This window comes from Scytonema sp. HK-05 (assembly GCF_963872035.1).
GTDB lineage: Bacteria > Cyanobacteriota > Cyanobacteriia > Cyanobacteriales > Nostocaceae > Kalymmatonema.
In genome coordinates this window covers 31,602-53,286 of sequence record NZ_CAWMYC010000098.1, presented here as the reverse complement: position 1 = coordinate 53,286, position 21,685 = coordinate 31,602, and the positions used below count along the sequence as shown (strand labels likewise).

20 protein-coding genes are annotated in these 21,685 nt (G+C 43.7%); 17 read left to right on the top strand and 3 right to left on the bottom strand.

Translation table 11 applies throughout. From position 1 onward, the window contains the following. Complete coding sequence (locus AACT52_RS16125) at positions 1–219, top strand: hypothetical protein (protein ID WP_198940937.1); 219 nt, start codon at positions 1–3, stop codon at positions 217–219. 11 nt (positions 220–230) lie between these two features. Next, on the top strand, positions 231–893 hold the full coding sequence (locus tag AACT52_RS16120; RefSeq protein WP_073632197.1) for a hypothetical protein: 663 nt from the start codon (positions 231–233) through the stop codon (positions 891–893). 371 nt (positions 894–1,264) lie between these two features. Here AACT52_RS16120 and AACT52_RS16115 read toward each other — a convergent pair whose 3' ends face one another. Beyond that, on the bottom strand, positions 1,265–1,759 hold the full coding sequence (locus AACT52_RS16115; RefSeq protein WP_073632195.1) for a DUF6335 family protein: 495 nt from the start codon (positions 1,757–1,759) through the stop codon (positions 1,265–1,267). 585 nt (positions 1,760–2,344) lie between these two features. Here AACT52_RS16115 and AACT52_RS16110 point away from each other — a divergent pair. The 15 genes from AACT52_RS16110 (at position 2,345) to AACT52_RS16040 (ending at position 18,164) form a co-directional block, all read left to right on the top strand. Then, positions 2,345–2,746, top strand: coding sequence for a DUF2267 domain-containing protein (locus AACT52_RS16110; RefSeq protein WP_073632193.1), 402 nt, complete (start codon positions 2,345–2,347; stop codon positions 2,744–2,746). 125 nt (positions 2,747–2,871) lie between these two features. Then, positions 2,872–3,963, top strand: coding sequence for a DJ-1/PfpI/YhbO family deglycase/protease (locus AACT52_RS16105; protein WP_073632190.1), 1,092 nt, complete (start codon positions 2,872–2,874; stop codon positions 3,961–3,963). 112 nt (positions 3,964–4,075) lie between these two features. Further along, a complete protein-coding gene (locus AACT52_RS16100) occupies positions 4,076–4,780 on the top strand; it encodes an SRPBCC family protein (RefSeq protein ID WP_073632188.1) in 705 nt (234 codons plus the stop codon). A gap of 105 nt (positions 4,781–4,885) precedes the next feature. Beyond that, on the top strand, positions 4,886–6,055 hold the full coding sequence (locus tag AACT52_RS16095) for a zinc-dependent alcohol dehydrogenase (RefSeq protein ID WP_073632186.1): 1,170 nt from the start codon (positions 4,886–4,888) through the stop codon (positions 6,053–6,055). A 209-nt stretch (positions 6,056–6,264) separates the two neighbouring features. Then, positions 6,265–6,882 (top strand): hypothetical protein, encoded by a 618-nt coding sequence (locus AACT52_RS16090; protein WP_445263925.1) that lies wholly within the window; start codon positions 6,265–6,267, stop codon positions 6,880–6,882. Positions 6,883–6,987: 105 nt separating this feature from the next. Next, entirely contained in the window at positions 6,988–8,157 is a 1,170-nt protein-coding gene (locus AACT52_RS16085) for a zinc-dependent alcohol dehydrogenase (protein ID WP_073632182.1), read from the top strand. A 143-nt stretch (positions 8,158–8,300) separates the two neighbouring features. Next, positions 8,301–9,479: a Gfo/Idh/MocA family protein gene (locus AACT52_RS16080; protein ID WP_073632180.1), complete on the top strand. Its 1,179-nt coding sequence runs from the start codon at positions 8,301–8,303 to the stop codon at positions 9,477–9,479. 85 nt (positions 9,480–9,564) lie between these two features. After that, entirely contained in the window at positions 9,565–9,906 is a 342-nt protein-coding gene (locus tag AACT52_RS16075; RefSeq protein WP_073632178.1) for a cupin domain-containing protein, read from the top strand. Positions 9,907–10,197: 291 nt separating this feature from the next. Beyond that, the gene (locus AACT52_RS16070) at positions 10,198–11,133 is read left to right on the top strand and encodes a manganese catalase family protein (RefSeq protein WP_073632176.1); all 936 of its coding nucleotides are present in this window, start codon (positions 10,198–10,200) and stop codon (positions 11,131–11,133) included. 504 nt (positions 11,134–11,637) lie between these two features. Beyond that, the gene (gene ureE, locus AACT52_RS16065) at positions 11,638–12,078 is read left to right on the top strand and encodes an urease accessory protein UreE (protein ID WP_073632174.1); all 441 of its coding nucleotides are present in this window, start codon (positions 11,638–11,640) and stop codon (positions 12,076–12,078) included. Further along, on the top strand, positions 12,056–12,745 hold the full coding sequence (locus AACT52_RS16060) for an urease accessory protein UreF (RefSeq protein ID WP_073632173.1): 690 nt from the start codon (positions 12,056–12,058) through the stop codon (positions 12,743–12,745). The genes ureE and AACT52_RS16060 overlap by 23 nt, the downstream gene beginning before the upstream one ends. A 589-nt stretch (positions 12,746–13,334) precedes the next feature. Continuing rightward, positions 13,335–14,669, top strand: a complete 1,335-nt coding sequence (locus AACT52_RS16055) for a KamA family radical SAM protein (protein ID WP_083630355.1) — start codon at positions 13,335–13,337, stop codon at positions 14,667–14,669. A gap of 130 nt (positions 14,670–14,799) precedes the next feature. Further along, positions 14,800–15,777 (top strand): DMT family transporter, encoded by a 978-nt coding sequence (locus AACT52_RS16050; RefSeq protein WP_073632171.1) that lies wholly within the window; start codon positions 14,800–14,802, stop codon positions 15,775–15,777. An 800-nt stretch (positions 15,778–16,577) separates the two neighbouring features. After that, the gene (gene ureG, locus AACT52_RS16045) at positions 16,578–17,174 is read left to right on the top strand and encodes an urease accessory protein UreG (protein WP_073632167.1); all 597 of its coding nucleotides are present in this window, start codon (positions 16,578–16,580) and stop codon (positions 17,172–17,174) included. A 315-nt stretch (positions 17,175–17,489) separates the two neighbouring features. Then, positions 17,490–18,164, top strand: a complete 675-nt coding sequence (locus AACT52_RS16040; RefSeq protein WP_073632165.1) for an AIM24 family protein — start codon at positions 17,490–17,492, stop codon at positions 18,162–18,164. Positions 18,165–18,629: 465 nt separating this feature from the next. On the opposite strand, the gene AACT52_RS16035 is transcribed toward AACT52_RS16040, so the two are convergent. Beyond that, complete coding sequence (locus tag AACT52_RS16035) at positions 18,630–19,331, bottom strand: DUF6989 domain-containing protein (RefSeq protein WP_073632163.1); 702 nt, start codon at positions 19,329–19,331, stop codon at positions 18,630–18,632. 248 nt (positions 19,332–19,579) lie between these two features. Then, on the bottom strand, positions 19,580–20,830 hold the full coding sequence (locus AACT52_RS16030) for an NAD(P)/FAD-dependent oxidoreductase (RefSeq protein ID WP_158054660.1): 1,251 nt from the start codon (positions 20,828–20,830) through the stop codon (positions 19,580–19,582). Positions 20,831–21,685 lie beyond the last annotated feature (855 nt).

Sequence of the window (21,685 nt, the reverse complement as noted above, 5' to 3'; positions counted from 1 at the left end):
ATGAGACTTGCTGCTTCACAGGACTTGCATCCAAGTATCCTCCACAGCCAGGAATCGGTAGTCCAACCGACCCATGTTTTAACACTCGAGTCGCTCCACTTGGGGAGCCAGTGCGTTGGCGGGGTTCCCCCGCTTGAAGCACCTGGCGTGAAACCCCAAGACCGCGCTACGAAGGTAAGCCTTGCCAAAAGCCTCAAAACTACGTTTCTGATGGGCTGATTGGTTTAGACTTGAACATTTCCAACATTGCCTTTGTTGGTGATAACCATGCTGAGTTGCTACCGTTCGCAGAGAAAGTCCCTACTTTCCAGCGTGAAATGACTGCACTGCAAAGAAAAATGCAACGCTCTCAACGTGCCAATAACCCAGACAACTTTGAACCAAACTTCAAGGCAAGGAAGGGACGCAAGACCGTTGTAAAAAAAGGTAAGGTCAAGAAGAACAGCCGTCAGTGGAACAAATCTAAGAATTACCACAAAGCTGCTGCAAAGAAGCGTGAGTTGGAGCGTCGCAAAGCTGCATATGCCAAGACTCAGAATCGTCGCGTTGTTAACGAGATTTTGAGACATGGCAAGCATATAAAAACTGAGAATGTCTCAGTAAAAGGATGGCAGAAACGTTATGGCAAAGCCATATCTGCTAAATCTCCTGGTTTTGTACAATCCGAACTTATCCGCAAAGCTGAGAACGTTGGCGGGTCAGTTATCAAGTTTTCTACTCAAACAACGGCGCTGAGTCAGACTCATATGGATGGGACACGCATCAAAAAGTCCTTGTCTCAACGAGTCCATCGGGATGTAACGGGGATTCCGGAACATCATCGCGACTTGTTCAGTGCATTTTTGAGTAGATACATAAATCAGTTGGGAGTTGGTGTTGCAGGATACCCTTAATGCGTATCCGGGGCTGGAACCAGTCCTGTTGGAGGCATATCAACGTTATTTAACCCGCGAACAAGTAGGCAAGTCTGAAAGTAGGCAGTCTGATTCTCCCGACTAGCGGGTTTCCAACGAGTTACTAACCTAAGCGCCAGATAGCCAATATGGGCAAAAAGCTAGACGGGGATGTGGCGTGATTCTCCGTGTATGCGCGACCGGAGAGGGTTCAACATTCTGGTTACGCTCTCAACCCAAGGGCGAATTACGCCTTGACCACTCGCGTGAAGGACTGGAAAATAAGGAGACAAAGAGTCTGATGTAGGAAGGAAGAACAAAGAATGAACACAGAAGAATTTCTTCATTCTTCCTTGTTGTTTCTTTGTTGCTTAGTCCCTTCTGTCTTGATAATCTGGCGAGGACATTGGGTCTAATTCCCACCGGTTGTCGTCGCGCTGCTCAAGTATTTCCGTTGTGCGTAGAAAGGCTCTGTCCTCCATTTCTATGCCAACAGCAGCACCAATTTCATCAACAATATCTTGATCGGGAGTCGGAGCGGTACCACCAACAGCCTCATCACCTACCATTGATTCGAGTTCCCAAGCTGCATCAATATCCCCCCCAGTGAGTTCTGGGCTACCACCAATTTCATCCTTCTCTACTCTAGCAACTTGTTCCCAAACAGCATCCTCATCTGCAGCAGTTAGCCCTGGGCTGTTTACTGTATATTCTGCCCACTCAGATGGCATAGCTCCTGCACCAGTGATAGGTTCCGGCTGGTCTTTAACACCAGTTCCGTAAGATTCGGTAACTACCTGTGGCAAATCATCCGTTTCAAGCTCATTATCACTATTTTGCTCTGCTAAATCTCTTTTTTCTGCCATAATCCTAGCCCTTGCTGCATCCTCACGATAACGCTTTCTCTTATAAGGATAGTCATCCTAAAGAAGTATGACTTCAGGAATAAAACAATCTCTTCCTTAAGAATGAAGAGATGCTACTCATTGATCCATAGTCTTGTATGTATCAATTCAGGTTATAGCCACTTCACACAAGGTTATGAGTTCATGAAGTAGGAGTTAAGAGATAGTTTCTTGTGCTAACTCCCATATTTTAACTTATAACTATTTTTTTGATTTGTGAAGCAAAGAAAAATAGTAAATACTCAATGTATCACTTTAGAAATAAAAAACATATATCCCCTAAGAACGACGAAAAAGTAGTCAGAAAAGCGTAATAATTAAGCTATACATGAATTCATGGTCGAGTGATAAGGGAGTTAGGATTCATGACTTGTGGTCTTATTGATTTGATAAAACCCCAACTCATGACTCCTAACTATTTTCTAAAATCTCGAATTCATTCCTCGAAAAATAAGTTAACTTTCTATAAAAATTCATTATTGAAACATACTGAATACTTAAGCCTGCTCAATCCAAGTATTTAGTTAGATAATTCGGAGGCAGAAAATGAAATACGGCGAATTTATCAAACACGTTGAAAGTGTAGGTCAATTGAATTCTCGTGAAGAGGCAGAACGTGCAACCCGTGCCACACTAGAAGTCATCAGAGAGCGCATCGTTGGCGACGAAGCAAAAGATTTAGCATCACAGTTACCTAAGGAACTGGGCGAGTATTTGCGTGGGCGAGAGGGACAAAACGGTCAACACTTCGATATGCAAGAATTTATCAGCCGCGTAGCTGAAAAAGAGGGAATAGAACCGACCAATGCCGTAATACATATTAGATCCGTTTTCGCAGTGCTGAGAAACGCTGTGACGCCTGGTGAATTTGAAGATTTTCAGGCAAATTTTACAAACGACTACGCAGAACTGTTCCCAACATCGCCCACGAGTGAAGTCCCTGCGTAAGGAGCGTCATGAGCGTAGTGAGCCGCAGCGCTTACTACTAACCAAAAATTCATCACTAAATAATTGCATAACTGAATAATTGCATAACTGAATATTCAATTAGTAAAAGGAGTAAAGGAAAGTCAATGGTCAGCAATCATACTGGTAAGAAAAAAGTTGCTATCCTCATTGAAAACTTTGTAGAGGATGCAGAGTTTCAAGTCCCTTACAATGCGCTAAAGCAAGCGGGAATGGAAGTGGTTGTCCTCGGTTCCCGTGTGAACGAAACTTATAAAGGTAAACAAGGAAAACTTTCCAAGCAACCCGATGGTACCACAACTGAAGCAATAGCTTCTGAATTTGATGCAGTGGTGATTCCTGGTGGTATGGCTCCTGACTATATGCGGCGCAACCCCAACACAGTCAGGTTTGTGCAAGAAGCAATGCAGCAAGGAAAATGGGTGGCTGCGGTTTGTCACGGACCACAAGTTTTGATTGAAGGCGACTTGCTTAAAGGCAAACAAGCCACAGGCTTCATAGCAATCCGCAAAGACATGATTAATGCGGGTGCCAATTATATAGATGAGCCTTTGGTCGTTGACGGGAATTTGATAACTTCACGTCAACCTGGAGACTTGGCAATTTTCACCACAGCTATATTGAGTCGTCTGGGTTATGGTGGCAAAGATGCAGCTTTACCAGATGAGAAAAATCCAGCCGCCGAATGGTGGAAACTGGCTGATGCTTGGGGTGGTTCTACCAAGGGTGAGATTGTCAAAGCTTTGAATACAGCCCTTGCTGGTGAGCGTTATTCGCAGGAAGCGCTGGATAAGTACGCCGAGAAAGAATCAGATGCAGAAGTGAAATCTGTCTTTCAAGAGATAAATGGCGGTAAACAGCGCCACATCCAAATTTTGGAAGCGCGTCTCGATCAACTGGGTGAGAAACCTTCTTTAGCAGCAAATATCGCTAACCACTATGCGAAGGTCAAAACCGCCCTCACAGGAAGTGACGATATCTATCAGTTGCGTTCAGCCTTGGGCGATGTGCAAACGGGTATCGGTGATATTGGCAACTTGATAGCAGCAACGACCGACCCAGTATCGACTGCAATGTTCACACAAATCCACAAAGAGCTATTGACGTACGAGCAGCGGCTGGTAGACTTGTATCGGGCGCGGATGGGTGCAGGAGTGAAGCCTGCTAAACCAACTACAGGGGCTGCTGTGTCAATGTAAGGTCTTTGTGGGACGAACCACGTAGGCGCAAAGTAAAGAGAGGAAACGATATCAAGAGGGGATCTTTGCGCCTTAATGGTTCGTATTTTAGAGTAAAGGGAGAGAGAAAAACGTGGCATCAACATCGGAAAATAACCAGAATCAAGGTCAGACGGAAGCCAGTGAAACTGAGCGTTGGGCTTCATTAATTGGCGGTGGTGCAATGGTGTTAATGGGGTTAAGTCAACGCTCCCTCAGGGGGGTGTTGACGGCTGTCGCGGGTGGCGGTCTGATTTATCAGGGTGCTACAAAACAAAGCACGATTAAGCAAGCACAGCAAGCAATCACTGGCAGCGTGAGTCAAGCGATCAAAGTTGAAAAGACGGTAACGATTGATAAGCCAGCTTCGGAGCTTTACCACTTTTGGCACAACTTTGAGAATTTGCCCAATTTTATGAAGCATCTCAAGTCTGTGAAAGTGTACGACGCAAAGCGTTCCCATTGGATTGCGAGCGCACCTCTGGGCGGAAGTGTGGAATGGGATGCAGATATTATTGAAGACCGGGAAAATGAATTTATTTCTTGGGCTTCAGTGGAAGGTGCAGATATTGACAACTCTGGTTTCGTTCGCTTTAAAAAAGCGCCCGGTGACCGTGGGACTGAGGTCAAGGTGGTTATCGAATATAATCCACCTGGTGGAGCGTTGACAGCTACTTTCGCTAAACTCTTCGGCGAAGAACCAGAACAGCAAATTGGTGATGAATTGCGCCGATTCAAGATGTTGATGGAAGCAGGCGAAATTGCCACAAATGAAGGTCAACCCAGAGGTGGGCAATAAGGAGATGAGGGAGATGAGGGAGATGAGGGAGCAATATGCTTCTGATGCCCCTCGTCCTTGTGATGTTCCCCACTTCTTCCAGGGCTTATAGAGGAGAACGCTTAAATGAAGGCAGTATGTTGGCACGGCGCTAATGATGTGCGGGTGGAGACGGTACCAGATCCAAAAATTCTTAACCCGCGTGATGCTATTTTGAAAATAACGTCAGCAACTATCTGTGGTTCTGACTTGCACATCTATGATGGCTACATCCCGACTATGAAATCTGGTGACATTATTGGTCACGAGTTTATGGGGGAAGTGGTTGATATTGGTAGTGAAGTTAAGAAATTGCGAAAGGGCGATCGCGTTGTCGTCTCTTCAATTATCGGCTGCGGTCAATGCCATTACTGCCAGCATCAGAAGTGGTCGCTGTGCGATAATTCCAACCCCAACGGATGGATACAGGATAAGTTATTCGGGTTTGGTACGTCGGGGATTTTTGGCTACTCCCATGCTTTTGGAGGCTATGCAGGAGCCTTCGCGGACTACATACGCGTACCGTTTGCTGATTACGGTGCTGTGAAAGTTCCGCAAGGCATTCCTGATGAAAAAGTGCTGCCCATCTCCGACGCCTTCCCCACCGGCTATATGGGCGCGGAAATGTGCGATATCCAACCGGGAGATATCGTCGCGGTTTGGGGTTGCGGTCCTGTGGGACTGTTCGCCATGAAAAGCGCCTATATGCTGGGTGCAGAACGCGTCATTGCGATCGACCGATTCCCCGAACGCCTCCAAATGGCTAGAGACTTCGCCAATGCGGAAACTATTAACTATGAGGAAATCGATGCAGGCGAAGCCCTCAAAGAAATGACGGGTGGACGTGGTCCTGACTCTTGTATTGATGCCGTCGGACTTGAAGCACACGGTATGGGTCTAGAAGGATTCTATGATGAAGCCAAGACAGCGGTGAGGCTAGAAACTGACCGCCCCCATGTGTTGCGGCAAATGATTCTAGCTTGTCGCAAAGGTGGTACTCTTTCAATCATGGGTGTTTACTCTGGCTTTGTGGACAAAATGCCACTGGGTGCAGCCATGAACAAAGCTTTGACCTTCAAAATGGGGCAAATGTTCGGTCAAAAGTATATGCCCATCTTGTTGGATCATGTTTTGAATGACAAAGTTGACCCATCCCGCGTTTTCACCCATCACTTACCCCTTGAAGAAACAAAGCAGGGCTTTGAGATTTTCAAGCACAAGAAAGACAACTGTGTAAAAGTTCTGCTTAAACCATAAGGCTTTGGTAACGAGTTCGTAGTAAGCTCTGCCATCGCTTACTACAAACAAATTACCACATTTCAAACTGAATATATCGGAGGAATTGTATGAATCGCTTGCGTCAGATTTTGACTGTTTTTCTAGTAGGATTAACATTTTTCGTAATGCAGGCTTTTGGCTACGGTAACGCACTGATAGCACAAGCTGAAGAAACCGTAGAATCCCCAGTGGGTATTTATTACAAGGGGACCCCTTCTGATACAGGCTCTAATACAAGCTCTAATAAAAGCTCTGATACAAGCAAGATCCAAAACGACAACAAGCTGGTTGAAAAAGCCAGAAAGAACCTGAAAGAAACTGCTGATAATGTCAGAGAAAAAGCTAACAATTTTGGTGAATCTGTTTCTGGCAGTAGTGATGGAAATGTAAAATCCCCAGTAGGTATTTATTACAAGGGGACACCTTCTGATACAAGCTCTGATACAAGCAATATCCAAGACGACAACAACCTGATTGAAAAAGCCACAAAAAAGGTGAAAGAAACTGCGGATAATCTCCGTGCATCGGTCGATCTAGATGAAAACGTCACAACACCAGAGGCGAATTATTACAAAGCACAACCGCAAACAACCACGACCAGTAAGGGCAACAACCCGATTAAACAAGCCACAGAAAGCCTCAAAGAAACCGCTGACAATGTCCGCGAAAAACTCAATCTAGATGAAGAACTTCCTCGCAGCACCAAAGAATTTCTGAATTCAACTGAAAAAAGAGTTGAAAAAACAGTTGCGCCAGTAACTGGAACAAAAGAAGGGTACTATCAAGAACCCCCTCAAGTTAGATAAGTAGAAAGAGAGTAGGGGAAGTGGAGAAAGTGGGGGGAGTATCTTCTTCCCTATCTTCCCTTACTTCCTTATCCCCATACTCCACTAAATTAAGGACTATTGAATATGAAAGCAGTTTGCTGGCATGGTGCCAAAGATGTGCGAGTCGAGACGGTGCCAGATCCAAAAATTATTAACCCCCGAGATGCTATAGTCAAAATCACCTCGACGGCAATTTGCGGTTCTGATTTACATCTTTACGACGGTTTCATCCCCACGATGGAAAAAGGCGATATCCTTGGTCATGAATTCATGGGGGAAGTCGTTGAGATTGGCAGCGCAGTTAAGAATATCAAAATAGGCGATCGCGTTGTCGTTCCCTTCACAATATCCTGCGGTAACTGCTATTTTTGCCAACGCGATTACTGGTCGCTCTGTGACAACTCTAACCCGAACGGCTGGATGGCAGAAACGTTGATGGGTTATTCACCATCTGGTCTATTTGGTTACTCCCATATGATGGGCGGTTACGCTGGAGGTCAAGCAGAGTATGCCAGAGTTCCCTTTGCCGATGTAGGCTTGTTCAAAATTCCTGATGGATTAACGGATGAGCAAGTATTATTTTTAACAGATGTTTTTCCAACTGGCTACATGGCAGCAGAGAACTGCAACATCAAACCTGGTGATATCGTTGCTATCTGGGGTTGTGGACCAGTTGGACAATTCGCTATCAAGAGTGCTTATTTACTGGGTGCAGAGCGTGTCATTGCCATTGACCGCGTCCCTGAACGTCTACAGATGGCGAAAGAATACGGCAACGCAGAAGTCCTCAACTACGAAGAAGTGGATGTTGGCGAAGCCCTCAAAGAAATGACTGGTGGTCGTGGTCCTGATGCTGTGATGGATGCAGTGGGAATGGAAGCACACGGCACTGACTTTATGGCGTTATACGACAAAGCAAAGCAAGCAGTGCGTCTAGAAACAGACAGACCTACAGCCTTGCGCCAAGTCATTCTCTCTTGCAGTAAAGGTGGTCATGTATCAATTCCGGGTGTTTACGGAGGCTTTTTAGACAAAGTACCGATGGGTGCTGCCATGAATAAAGGCTTGACGTTCAAGACAGGACAAACCCACGTCCACAAGTACTTACGTCCTTTACTTGAGTACATACAGAACGGCAAAATCGACCCAACATTTATCATCACCCACCGCTTACCTTTAGAACAAGCGCCCCACGGCTACGAAATTTTCAAGCATAAGAAAGACAACTGCATCAAAGTTGTACTGAAACCCTAACATCCTTTGGGAACTGGCGACAGGGGACTGGAAACTGGCGACAGGGGACTGGGTACTAGACAATTCCTAATCCCCAATCCCCAATCCCCAATCCCTAATCCCATTCACTCCGCGCTCCTGTGGGTTTAAATCTTAAATAACATATGTTTGACTCCCTCAAAAAAGAACTATCTCGCCGCGCTCTTTTACATAAAGCAGGTTATGGGTTCATGGGGCTCAGTGTTGCTGGGGCAGTCGGACACATTATCAAACCTGTACGTACTTTCGCTCAAGCAGCACCATCTAAAGAACCGTCTTTGCCTCCAGAAAAAAAGCTAGGATGGGCGGTTGTTGGTTTAGGTAAGTTTGCCACCGAACAGATCATGCCCTCGTTCGCTGAGTGCAAAAGCTCAAAGTTGGTAGCTTTGGTGAGTGGCGATCGCCCTAAAGCCGAAAAGTACGCACAGCAATACGGCATCAACCCAAAAAATATCTATAACTACCAAAACTACGACTCTATCCGTAATAACCCTGAAGTAGACGTTATTTATATCATCTTACCAAACGGAATGCATGCTGAATACAGCATTCGTGGGGCGCAAGCAGGCAAACACATCATGTGTGAAAAGCCGATGGCGATTACACCAGAAGAATGCCAAGCAATGATTGACGCGGCAAAGAAAGCAAACCGTAAGTTGATGATTGCCTACCGCGCCCAATACGAACCGTACAACCTCGCCACCATTCAACTTGCTCAAAGTGGCAAACTTGGCAAGCTCAAGTCGATCACCTCAGATCACGGACGCACACTGAACCCCAAAGACCCCGCCGACATATGGCGAATGCAAAAAAAACTAGCTGGTGGCGGTTCCCTCTACGACATTGGTATCTACAGCTTGCAAGCAGCACGGTACGTTACTGGCGAGGAACCTGTAGCAATTAGCGCCATGATGTACAGCACCCCAGGCGATCCCCGCTTCCGTGAGGTCGAGGAAAATGTCAACTTCGTGCTACAGTTTCCCAGCGGCGTCCTTGCCAACTGTACCTCAAGCTACGGCTACTCCAATACCAAACGCATTCAAGTTTTCGGGTCTGATGCTGTCTTGGAATTAGATCCAGCCACCGACTACTACAAACATCGCCTAGTGATTAAGGACAAGAACGGTAACCAAGAGCAAAAAATTGAGGAAAAGAACCAGTTTGCCCTAGAGATAGACCACCTTTCCGAGTCTATTATGCAAAATAAACAGCCCAAAACTCCTGGTGAAGAAGGCTTGCAAGACGTTAAACTTATGCAGCTCATTTACGAAGCAGCCCGTACAGGCAAAACCATCAAAGTTTAGCACTTCCCTACTCTTCTCTTCTTTCTCTGCGTTCTCTGCGCCTTGGCGGTTCTTTTTTTCATAAAACCTAATTGAGGAAACAAATATGGCTGACACAAGTGTTAAAAAAGTAGACTCCGCTTATTCCCCTAAAGGTCAACAAGGTCAAAAATATCTTGCATCCGGCAAAACTGTTTCAATGCGTCTTTGGGAGAACGAACAACCAGGCGAACCCAAAGAACCAGCAACGCGGGAATATGAAACCGTTGGTTATGTCATTAGTGGTCGTGCTGAGTTGCACATCGAAGGTCAAGTCATTTTACTAGAAACTGGCAATTCCTGGGTCGTGCCAAAAGGAGCATCCCACACTTACAAAATCCTAGAACCATTCACCGCCGTTGAGGCAACCAGTCCACCTGCTCAAGTTCACGGGCGAGATGAGGATTAATTTATACAGCTTTACTTTTTACCAGAATCACTCATAGTAACATCTTACCAGAGGCTGAACCTCTGGTTTTTTCTTTATTTTATAAGGATAGTAGTCCCTCGAATAGCATTTTTAGTCTTCTGCCTAAGAACTAAGTTCCCTCAGTCAATTTACTTATTTTTTCAGTATTTTTTATTTAACTATAGAGTGAGGTACAACAAGCATTAAATAGGTTTCCTAGAAAGCATAGGCGACACAAATATCAATTGAGCCTGAATTTGTGCCGCCCTGTATGCAAATGAGGTCACAATAATGTTTTACCACACTAAGAAGCTTCAGTACTTCAGACCACCAGAAAAACCCGATCCAATTTACGCCAAGAAAATTCAAGAACTCATCGGTGGCACCTTTGGTGAAATGACCGTGATGATGCAGTACCTGTTCCAAGGCTGGAATTGTCGCGGACCTGCAAAGTACCGCGATATGCTTTTGGACATTGGTACCGAAGAAATCGGTCACGTCGAAATGCTTGCCACGATGATTGCTCACCTATTAAATAAAGCACCCATCAAACTACAAGAACAAGGTGCACAAGATCCAGTGGTGGGCGCGGTTATGGGCGGTACCAATCCACAGGATGTGATTGTAGATGTTATGGCGGCAGCTATGAACCCCCAGCACCTTATCGTCTCCGGTTTGGGTGCCCAAGCAGCTGACAGCGTAGGCTATCCCTGGAACGGTCGCTTCATCGTCGCCAGTGGTAACCTGATGGCAGACTTCCGGTCAAATCTCCACGCGGAATCTCAAGGACGCTTGCAAGCAGTGCGGATGTACGAGATGAGCAACGACGCAGGAGTGAAAGATACCCTGAGTTTCATGATTGCCCGCGACACCATGCATCAAAACCAGTGGCTAGCAGCCCTTGAGGAGTTAAAAGCAGATGGACTGGAAGACACTCCAGTTCCCAGTTCCTTCCCGTTGGAATTGGAGAAGCGCGAGTTTGCTTATCAGTTCTGGAATCACTCAGAAGGCACCGAAAGTGCTCAAGGTCGCTGGGCACAAGGACCTTCCCCAGACGGCAAAGGGCAATTCGAGTATGTTGAAAATCCTAGACCGCTAGGACCAGAACCCCTACCACCCGTACCCGATCCAAGACTGCACGGGACACCTACAGACAGACAAGCGGAAGGTGGAGCAGACCCTTTAATTAAGCGCACAACCATTGGCGGCGAAGGAAGTACCAAATAAATTATCCATTATGTAGGGGGGCTGACGGCGTACGACAATTGAGATTTTACATACAGGACTTGCCGCAGCGCCGTAACCCACGATGCGTCACTACAAATTGGAGATTTTTTTAATTGCAAGTCCCTAATCTTGACGCTTCCCGCCATGATAATTTTGGTTGTCACTGGGAAAAATAGATAGTAACCAACTAACTGGCACGTACACCTCATACGTGCCAGATTTTTTATGCTGCATTTATAAATGTTAAAATCTTGATATTACATGTCTGGTAATTACCGATAACTACACCTGTAGCGCTGCTAATGATGGGTGTTGGTATTGCTAGTGCTATGACTTGGAGCTTATTATTCAAATGGTCGAGTGTTGTTTACCAAGTGCTTCCGGGAATGGGTGCCGGTATCCTTGTCTATTTGGTTGCTCAGCTTTTTACCCCCAATTCATTATCTTTGTTCCGCAGGCAGAAGTAAAAAAGAGTTTAGTGATTGCCTACACCCAACGAAAATCATGCTAACCTTCACCCAACGTAAACCGCCCAATGCTGAGACACAAGTGACCTTAACCCTGGCTTTAACAGCAGAAGAACGTACCCGCAGTCGTCATCGTTTTGAGAAAGATGGACAAGTTGTATTTTTGTGTTTACCCAGAGGAACGGTGTTACGAGATGGGGATATTCTCCAAGATGAAACAAGTGGTAGTTTAGTAAGAATTATTGCAATACCAGAACCAGTTTTTACTGTGACTGCCAAAACACAGCTAGATTTACTACGGGCAGCGTACCATTTGGGAAATCGCCATGTCCCAGTAGAGATGACAGCAACCTATTTACGGTTATCTCCTGATCCAGTTTTACGCACCATGCTAGAAAAACTTGGGCTGGAAGTCAAGGAGGAATTTTCACCGTTTCACCCAGTACCAGGTGCTTATGGACATCATCACACTCACTGATGGCAATCTTTTGTGTCTTTTGCAACTAGCTAGCCCAGCTTTACCAGTGGGAGCTTATAGCTATTCTGAAGGATTAGAAACGCTGGTTGAAAATGGCGCGATCGCTAATCAAGCAGCCTTACAGCATTGGTTAGAGGCAGAACTGCGTTACGGGGCAATACGGTTAGAGGCGGCGGTGATGGTACGAGCTTATCAGTCTGTCAAGATGGGTGATTTGAAGGCGCTATCCTACTGGAATATGTGGTTATCTGCTGCTCGGGAAACAGAAGAATTACGCGCCTCTAGCTGGCAAATGGGGCGATCGCTCATCCAGTTGCTTGGGAAACTAGAAACACAAATTATGCCGATTGTCAATGCTGTTGGTAATCCTTGCAATTATGCGATCGCTTTTGGCATTGGGGCTGCTCATTGGGATATCAATATCAAAGCGGCATTATTGGGATATCTGCATACTTGGGCAAGTCATATGATCACTGCGGTCGTAAAGCTGATTCCTTTGGGACAAACAGTAGGACAGCAGTTAATGCGATCGTTACAAGGATTGCTTTGTGATGTAGTCGTGGAGATTATGAATTTGGAAGATGATGAACTCGGTTGTTGTAGCTGGGGTTTGTCTTTGGCAAGTATGATGCATGAAACGCAGTATACAAGGTTGTTTAGGAGTTAGGGCAAAATGAAGAGGCAGGGAAGCCTGTCGGAAATTAAAGGTTGAGCCTTTGAGAGGATGTCTGAGAAGTTTTAGGTGAGCTTCCTTACTTTTCAGACATCCTCTAATGTTCAAAGAACAACTCTTTCTTTTCCACATCCCGTGAAAAGTCAGGATTTAATCCGAAATTTCTGTTTAGCGATCGCCTCTGGTGGGGCAAAGCATCCTCACTCGTTTTTGTCCGACTTCAGAAAATCGCGTTGCTCCCATGAAATGTTATAAAAATTTTTACTATCTGCTTAACTGTCTTAAATGTCTTAACTGTCCATATCATTATTCACTTAACTGTCTTAACTGTCTTAAATGTCTTAACTGTCCATATCATTATTCACTTAACTGTCTTAACTGTCTTAAATGTCTTAACTGTCCATATCATTATTCACTTAACTGTCTTAACTGTCTTAACTGTCTTAACTGTCTTAACGGACAAAAAGACAAAAAAGATGTGTTCGTGGATATTACAAAATCGCGTTGCTCCGAATTTTATTGTTTATGATATTGTCTTACTTGTGTACAAAAAACTAATTTTTTCATGGAGGCAATATAATTGATGTACACTCTTGAGCATCGCGAGCTTCAAGAAGGCGAATTTTGGCGTGAAATCCCTGTTTTCGCTAAGGTTTCTCAAAACGAATTTCTCGACTACAAATGGCAGATAAAAAATTCTATTTCCGACTTCATAAAGCTCGCCGAGACAATCAAGGGCGTCGTTAGCGACGATTTTATTGTAGCTATGAGCAAGGGATTTCATTTGGCACCAATGAATGTTCGTGTCACTCCCTATTTGCTGAGTTTGATTGACTGGAATGACCCCTGGAATGACCCAATTCGCAAACAGTTTATACCTGTAAGCACCCAGCTTCATGAAGACCACCCGATGCTGACACTTGACTCCCTTCATGAGCAGAAAGATGCTCCAGTATCAGGTCTGACACACCGCTACATTGACAAAGCACTTTTTTTGACAGTAAATGCATGCCCAGTTTACTGTCGTTTCTGCACGCGCAGCTATGCTATTGGCGCGGACACTGAAACTGTTAAGAAAGTTGATCTGTCCCTCAATTCCAAACATTGGGAAAACGCATTTCAATACATTGAGTCCCGTCCAGAGCTTGAGGATATAGTCATTAGCGGTGGTGACACATATAATCTATCTGCTGAAGCTCTTAAAAAAGTCGGTTTTCGGTTACTTCAGATGCCCAATATTCGACGCATTCGCTTTGCAACCAAAGGGCTTGCCGTCATGCCAATGAAAATTCTCAGCGATGAGAAGTGGGTAGACGCACTCACGGAAGTATTCCTTTTAGGACGTAAATTACACAAACAAGTAGCTATCCATACGCACTTCAATAACGCTAAAGAAATCACGATGATATGCAAACGCGCTATGGATAAATTGTTTGAGCGTGGTATAAGCGTACGTAACCAGTCGGTACTTCTGCGTGGCATCAATGACACATCTGAAAAAATGCAGCTTCTCGTTAAACGATTGAGTTATATTAACGTCCAACCTTATTATGTCTTCCAACATGACATGGTCAAAGGTGTCGAAGATCTTCGCACTAGTGTTCAAACTGCTATCGAAATTGAAAAGAATGTGCGTGGTGTGACTGCGGGCTTCAACACCCCAACATTTGTCTTAGATGCCCCTGGCGGTGGTGGCAAGCGTTGCATTCATTCCTACGAATACTACAACCGTGAGACGGGTGTAAGTGTCTATACAGCACCATCCGTCAAGCCAGGTCAGTACTTCATGTATTTCGACCCCTTCCACAGTCTGTCAGAAGAAATTCGTCAGGCATGGAGAGACCAAAAGAAACGACAACAAATGTGCTTGGATGCAATATACCATAGCGGTGTGGGAGTGTACTCGCGCTTAGCCTGAGAAGTAGGGGATTTCTATAGGTTGATTCGTCATGCCTACCCGCTTTGGGTGGGCTCGTAGGGCTGGTCATTTTTTGGGGAGTATGTTAGTGATTGCTTGAGGACATCAGGTGTATTATTACAAGTAGTCTATGATAAAATTTATTCCAGAAAGTCACAGACACTCTCTGGGTGTTGTGTTGATCGTTGTTACAGCTTTAATATTGGGAACTATTCCTGCAGCAATCAAGGAGGCGATCGCTAGTCTTTCGCCAGCTACGCAATTTGCAATTCGCTTCACAATTGGGGCAATAATTCTTACCCCGTTTGTTCGTAACCTGAGTCTAAAGTTAGTACGTGACGGGCTAATTCTCGGAGTATTACTTTTTGCAATCTTTGCTACTGCAACGATTGGATTGGAAACTATCTGTGCAAACCAAGCTTCATTTATCTTTGGTCTCAACATGGTCTTTGTCACCTTGTTTGAGCTACTGTTTCGCAAGCGCCTATCCGTTAGGGCGGTACTATCAGTGATACTTGCTTTTACCGGAATTGGGGTGATGTCTTGGAACAGTGGGGAGCCTCTTATCGGCGACTTTTGGTTGTTGGGTTCTGCCTTCAGCGATGCCGTTTATATCATTGTGCTTGAGATGTTTTCGCCACACCACCCACCCATACCATTGGTTACAATCCAGCTTTGGGTTGTAGCAGTGCTAGGCATATTGTGGGCTGGTTTCGGAGTGACTGAACACATTGAGGCAATTCAAACGAGTTTGGGTGTACTAATCTACCTTGGCGTAGTTGCCACTGCTATAGTCATTTTGTTCCAAACAGTTGCACAGCAATGGATATCTGCCCACGAAGCAGCACTATTCTTTGCTCTAGAACCTGTGTTCGGGGCAATTGTCGCATTTTTGCTACTCGGCGAAACCTTTTCAACTCGCAGTTTCATTGGTGCAGCAATGGTGCTGGTTGGAATAATTCTGACTTTGATCCGTCCCAAAATTGACGAAAGTGATACAGAAACCCCACAATTACAGGAAAGCACGGTTCCAGACGGTATGGCACAAAAAGGCGAAGTTTTGGTAGGAATGCTAAGTGCTAATCAGGAAATTGAGGAGCTATTTTAACAGTTATCAGTTATTAGTTTTTTTGGTCACTGTTTACTGTTTACTGTTCACTGTTCACTGTTCACTGTTTTAATTTTTTCTCATAGCCTATTATAAGTATCAATGTAAAAAATAACACATGAAAACACCTATCAATTCCATAAACTCCTCTCTTGCTAATGCATGTCAGCTAACTCAAGCTAGCTGCTGCAAGGCGGGTCTGTTGTTTTTGCCCGAACAAGAATATCAAGCAATTGTTCAGTGGCTCGCAGGCAACTCAGCAAGTGAACTTAGTGAATTCGAGTCTCGATGTGTTAAGTACGACGGGTTCTACCTCTACAATCAAAAAGATAATTGTCAGTTTCTAACCGAAACAAACCTGTGCAGGCTGCATCCAGAGGGTGTAAAACCGTCTGAGTGCTTTTGGTGGCCCGTCCATATTTACGGCACAGAGCCAGAAAATCTTGAATTGTGTGTTGCAACTAAATGCTGTACTGCCTGCGAGTACATTGACGCTAACTCATGTTTGCTTGACGACATTACGAAGAGGGCTCATGAACTTGGATGTGATGTAATTTGTCGCTTTAGAAAAGTCTACTCGGGAAGCTATGAAAAACGGTTCTTGCGTAAGTTGTAGCGGCTTTAAGACCCCATTGGGCACCCTAAAGTGTTAGACTACGGATTTTGGACGAGCGATCGCTATGAAGCAAAATTTGGTTGCTTAAGAAGTGGCGGAAATTGTATGCGATCGCCATGACATCACACGCGAACTTGCTTTTTTGTCCAAAGTCCAATGACTAATGACTAATGACTAATTGCTTATGAACGCTTTTCGAGTTGGTGTTGCAGGTCCAGTGGGTTCTGGGAAGACGGCTTTGGTTGATGCTTTGTGTAAGGCGATGCGTGATAAATATCAGATTGCTGTGGTGACGAATGATATTTATACGCAGGAGGATGCTCAGTTTTTGGTGCGTTCTGAAGCTTTGGTAGGCGATCGCATTTTGGGTGTCGAAACTGGGGGTTGTCCTCACACTGCTATTCGGGAAGATGCTTCAATGAATTTGGCAGCAATTGAACAGTTAGAAACGCGGTTTTCAGATTTGGATTTAGTCTTTTTGGAAAGTGGCGGTGATAATTTAGCTGCAACTTTCAGTCCGGAATTGGTGGATTTAACGATTTATGTTATCGATGTTGCCGCTGGTGATAAAATTCCCCGCAAAGGTGGTCCTGGGATTACTAAGTCTGATTTGTTGGTAATTAATAAAACTGATTTAGCTCCCTATGTCGGCGCAGATTTAACTGTCATGGAACGGGATGCTAAAAAAATGCGTGGTGAGAAACCTTTTGTTTTCACAAACTTGAAAACACAGGAAGGTTTGGCAGAGGTCATCCAGTTTGTTGCTATAAATGTTTGCTAATGTGGTATGTTCAGCAGCTTGACTGCACCCCACCCCGCCAAAGCTGTGCTTAGGCTCCCTGCCCCTAATCCCCAGAGGGGACCCCGAGTTCCCCGCGAGCGGTGAGTCCAGCGCTGCAGGCGGGTTTCCCGCCGTAGGCGACTGGCGTTCGCGTAGCGTCTCCGTTCGGCCTCAAGCCGTGCCCGAAGGGCTCAGGAGATACCCAGAGGGGGAGGGGATAAAGGGGTGGGGTTCTTCAGGAATGATAAGTAATCAACCGAACCTGATATGACTATTATCTAGCGTCTACGTCTTTGTATAAAAAAGAGGAAATCAATGGCAATTTTTGAAGTTATAGCAAGAGAAGGATTGCGTTTAGTCAAGGTTCTTTTGCAAAACGAAACAGTGAAGACAGAGTCAGGTGCTTTGTACTATATGCGTGGCAATATTACCATGCAATCTAAAGCACCTTCAGCAGGTGGTTTGTTGAAATCCCTAGCAACAGGTGAAAACATTTTTCGCCCCACTTATACAGGAACTGGTGAATTATATTTGGAGCCTTCTTTATCTGGATTTCATATTATGGAATTAAACGGCACTGAATGGATTTTGGATAGTGGGGCATATTGGGCAAGTGATGGTTCTGTAGAAGTGGGTGTTGAGCGAAATAAATTGGTTGCTGGGTTAGTGGGTGGTGAAGGCTTGTTTCAAACAAAAGTCAAAGGCAGAGGTAAAGTGGTCATGGTAGCACAAGGACCTGTAGAGGAGGTGCATTTGCAAAATGACCGTTTAGTTGTGGATGGTAATTTTGCAATTGCTCGCACAAGTACCTTAAATTATCGAGTTGAAAAAGCCACTAAGTCTATTTTTGGTTCAATGACTTCAGGAGAGTTTTTAGTCAATACCTTCGAGGGAACGGGTACTGTGTTACTTGCTCCTGTTCCTTATTGGGGAGTGATGTTGCTACGTCAAATTACCGCAGCGATTCCACATAACTCTGGTTCAAAATAACTAGAAAAATTTAGAAAAGGAAGGAATTAGAAATTACAGCTATTTTCAGCTAATTGAACCACAGATTTTTGTAGGGGCAAAGGCTAGCCTTTCTTTGCCCCAAAGAGCGTGGTTTATCTACTTGAAAACCGCTGTAAATCATCACAACTACCCCAACTAGTGGTTTGTTTCATTAATTCTAATGGGTTACAAGAACCCCGACTTTGTAAAAGTTGTCGGAGATCTGACTGTAATTTGTAATTACCAATACAATTACAAATTACGAATTACAGACTACTAATTATATTGCTTTTTGGAGTTTGCAGGCAAGCTGAATTAAGTCATCCGCAGCGGCAGGTTGGAAGAGAAAAAACAAAGATTCGGGTCAAGCTGTTTATTTTTCACTTGTGCGATCGCCTAACTAATAAAACGAGTAAAATTTATATTAAAAACCCGCTTACCCTGCCCCTGTTGATCTATTGCATTTTATAATATTTGCAGCCCAAGCAGCACCTTCTCTACGAAAAAATAAAAAAACACAAGATTAAACCAGAACAAAAGCATTATTAAAAATGCAGTCATAGCTTTTTTTAGTATAGTCTTATACTTAATTTTTTCATAAGCAATATAGGCTGACAGTCCTAGAAGCATTTCTGGAATAACCAAATACACAGCCCAGTGATTAATTATCATAACATTCTGAGAAGACCATGAAGGCAATGCCCACATTGTTTGTTCAGCTACTCCAAAAATTAGCAAAGAAACAGTAGCTACACAAATGTAAGCAGTTCTCTGAGAAATATGCTTCTGTACTTGCTTTCCTGCCAAGATTATCAGAATAAGAGGAATAGTCCACATAAAAGCCATGTAGACTGGTATTGGACCAATTTTTATAAAACTATCTTCGGGATAAACCAGCACACCAAGCCCAGAGCAGAGAAACCAATCTGGCAAGACCATAAAGAGACTAAAGGGGAAAACAAATAGCCACAAATCAACCCAGTCATTGTGTTTAAGCCACAAACCTATTCCAGGAATAGCCAAGTTATAAATAACGACTAAGGCGAATAGTCGAATGCCTATGGGTAGCCCCAGAGGAACCATGAGCATTACCATACAAAGAACGGTAAATGCAATATGTAAAATCAGAATATCCCGTTCTTTGTTTTCTATTAATAGCCTGTCCATATATCTGACGTTTTATTCCAAATTGTCTTGATGGTTGCAAGAATTCAGAATTCAGAATAAACAATGCTTACAGCTATAGGGATAAATAATTGCACAGAATCCATAGAAATGAGATTCCTTGCTCTCTATAACATTCTAAGTTCTGGCTCCTGATTTCTGAATTCTTACTAATGATTGGTACTGTTTGGACCAATTAGGTCACCAAACATCAAATGACTAAGAAATTAGAATTTTTCGCTTATGAAAAATCAAGTTAATCTCTGAGCGGTGATTTTTCGTATATCTTCGGATACTATCTCAGCTTTGTTCGGTGTTAATTCCAGCAATACACGCCAAAACATTCGAGGAGTAAAAAGTGAAGATGTTGGTTTCAACATATGCATTACCTCAGCAAAAGATTGGCAGATATCTGGTTCTCTAGCAGCTTTTTGTAAAAGCTGGTAAGTATATCTTTGAATTAATCTATAAACAAACCAAGGCTGGGGTTTAATACCCTTAGTTTTGCTCCAATTTAAGTCTTCTAAAGTTGCCAGTAACCAAGGATGAGCAATCACTTTGGCTAATTTTTTCTGAAACCGGATTGAAAAGCCAGTCAGTTTGCCTTTCTTGTATTTTTCTTCTTGGAGCAAATCATCTAAAGTTAATGCACTTAAAGCTGCTACTGTAATTCCCTGCCCATAAACAGGATTAAAGGCACAAACAGCGTCTCCAAGTGTAATAAAACCATCCGGCATTTGAGAAAGTTTTTCGTAGTGATAGAGACGGTTTTGTGTTTGACGATAACTGTGAATTTTCGACACAGGTTTTGCAGATTTTATCGCTTCATGTATTTCTAAACCTGGTAGCGTTTTACTAAACTCCAGAAAGCCTACTTCATCAGTTGGAGGATAGTCGCCATTAATTCCAATCAAACCAACATGCCAAAGATTATTTCCTACCGGATAGATTCCACCACCACGTAAATACGGTGGTCTTGGGTACATTTGAACAGCTTTCCAATCAAATTTGAATTCAGGCGAAGGTTGATATAAACGCGATGCATAACCAATTGATGCATCAACTACAGTTTTTTTTGGAAGTGTATAGCCTATTGTTGCTAACCATTTGTGAGCCTCTGTTGCTCGACCAGTCGTATCTACAACAAGTTCGGCAAGTAAGGAGTTAATAGATGGGCTGTCATCGTTTTTTCTGTTGTCGCTCCTACACAGTAAGACGCCAGTCACCCGTTTTTGAAGTGCGTCATATAATAACTCAGTGACTTCATGCCCCTCAAGAATGTGGAAGCCTTTAAAAGCTTCTAAACGAGATTTTATAGTCCAATCTAGAAGTGGTCTGCCCAGAAATAGCGTATTTAAATTGAAAGAAAATCTTGGCACTAATTGCGAACCATAAACAATTAATACATCTTTAGGCCAATCTATCTGTACTGCACCTAAATTCAGAAGTTCTTGCTCAATTCCAGGGAAAAGTGATTCCAAAATGATATTAGCGCGTACCATTAACTGATGGAGTTGATGGGCTTGAGCAATACCTCGGCGAAATTCTGGTTTGACAGGATAAATATCGCGTTCAATGAGTGTGACGCGTTCAAAATGATTGAGTAATATCCTACTGGTTAAAAGTCCGGTCATGCTACCGCCAATTACAATGGCGTGATTTAATTTTGTTGTAGTCATCATCATTTTTGAACAGAAGAAAACACTTTAACTAATTCAACGTGCATTCGATGAATCTCCCCCTCGCCTTCTCCCCCTCAGCCCTAACGATAAGTATTCAAGCCAACACAATATGGCGTCACTATTTTCAAGGAAGCTTTTACAACATAATGTTCCACTGTCTAAACTTCGCTAACAGCTTCTTGATGCCTATTATCAGCGCAGGATAACTTGACCTTACATGACTGCAATAAATTGAATACCTCACATCTTGCACCAAGAAAAACTGATGTAATTTTTACACACAGTACAAAGCCTAAATCCCTTATTTTAGCCAGCAAAGTCAAAAAAAATGCTGTAGCTTTATTGCGCTGCTTTTGACTAAACCCAGGGTTATACGGTTAGGTGCAAGATCTGAGATACTGCATTTGATCTCAAAATATTACTATTGAAAAAAAGTGTATTGAGCTATCTCGTAATTTAGCAGTATATCAACAAGCTAGTCAATTATTTATCGCAACTATATTACTTTTCCTACTTTTTATTGTCGAGAGCGCTCCAGCAAGAAATCGAAACTTGGATTTATTCCTAAAATCTTTACCCGATCAATTTTCTCCACATGAACTGAACGCAATGCTGCCAAGATTTTTTGTAAAACTCGTCTCATAATTTCTCGTGTAGCTACTGCCAAATTCAATG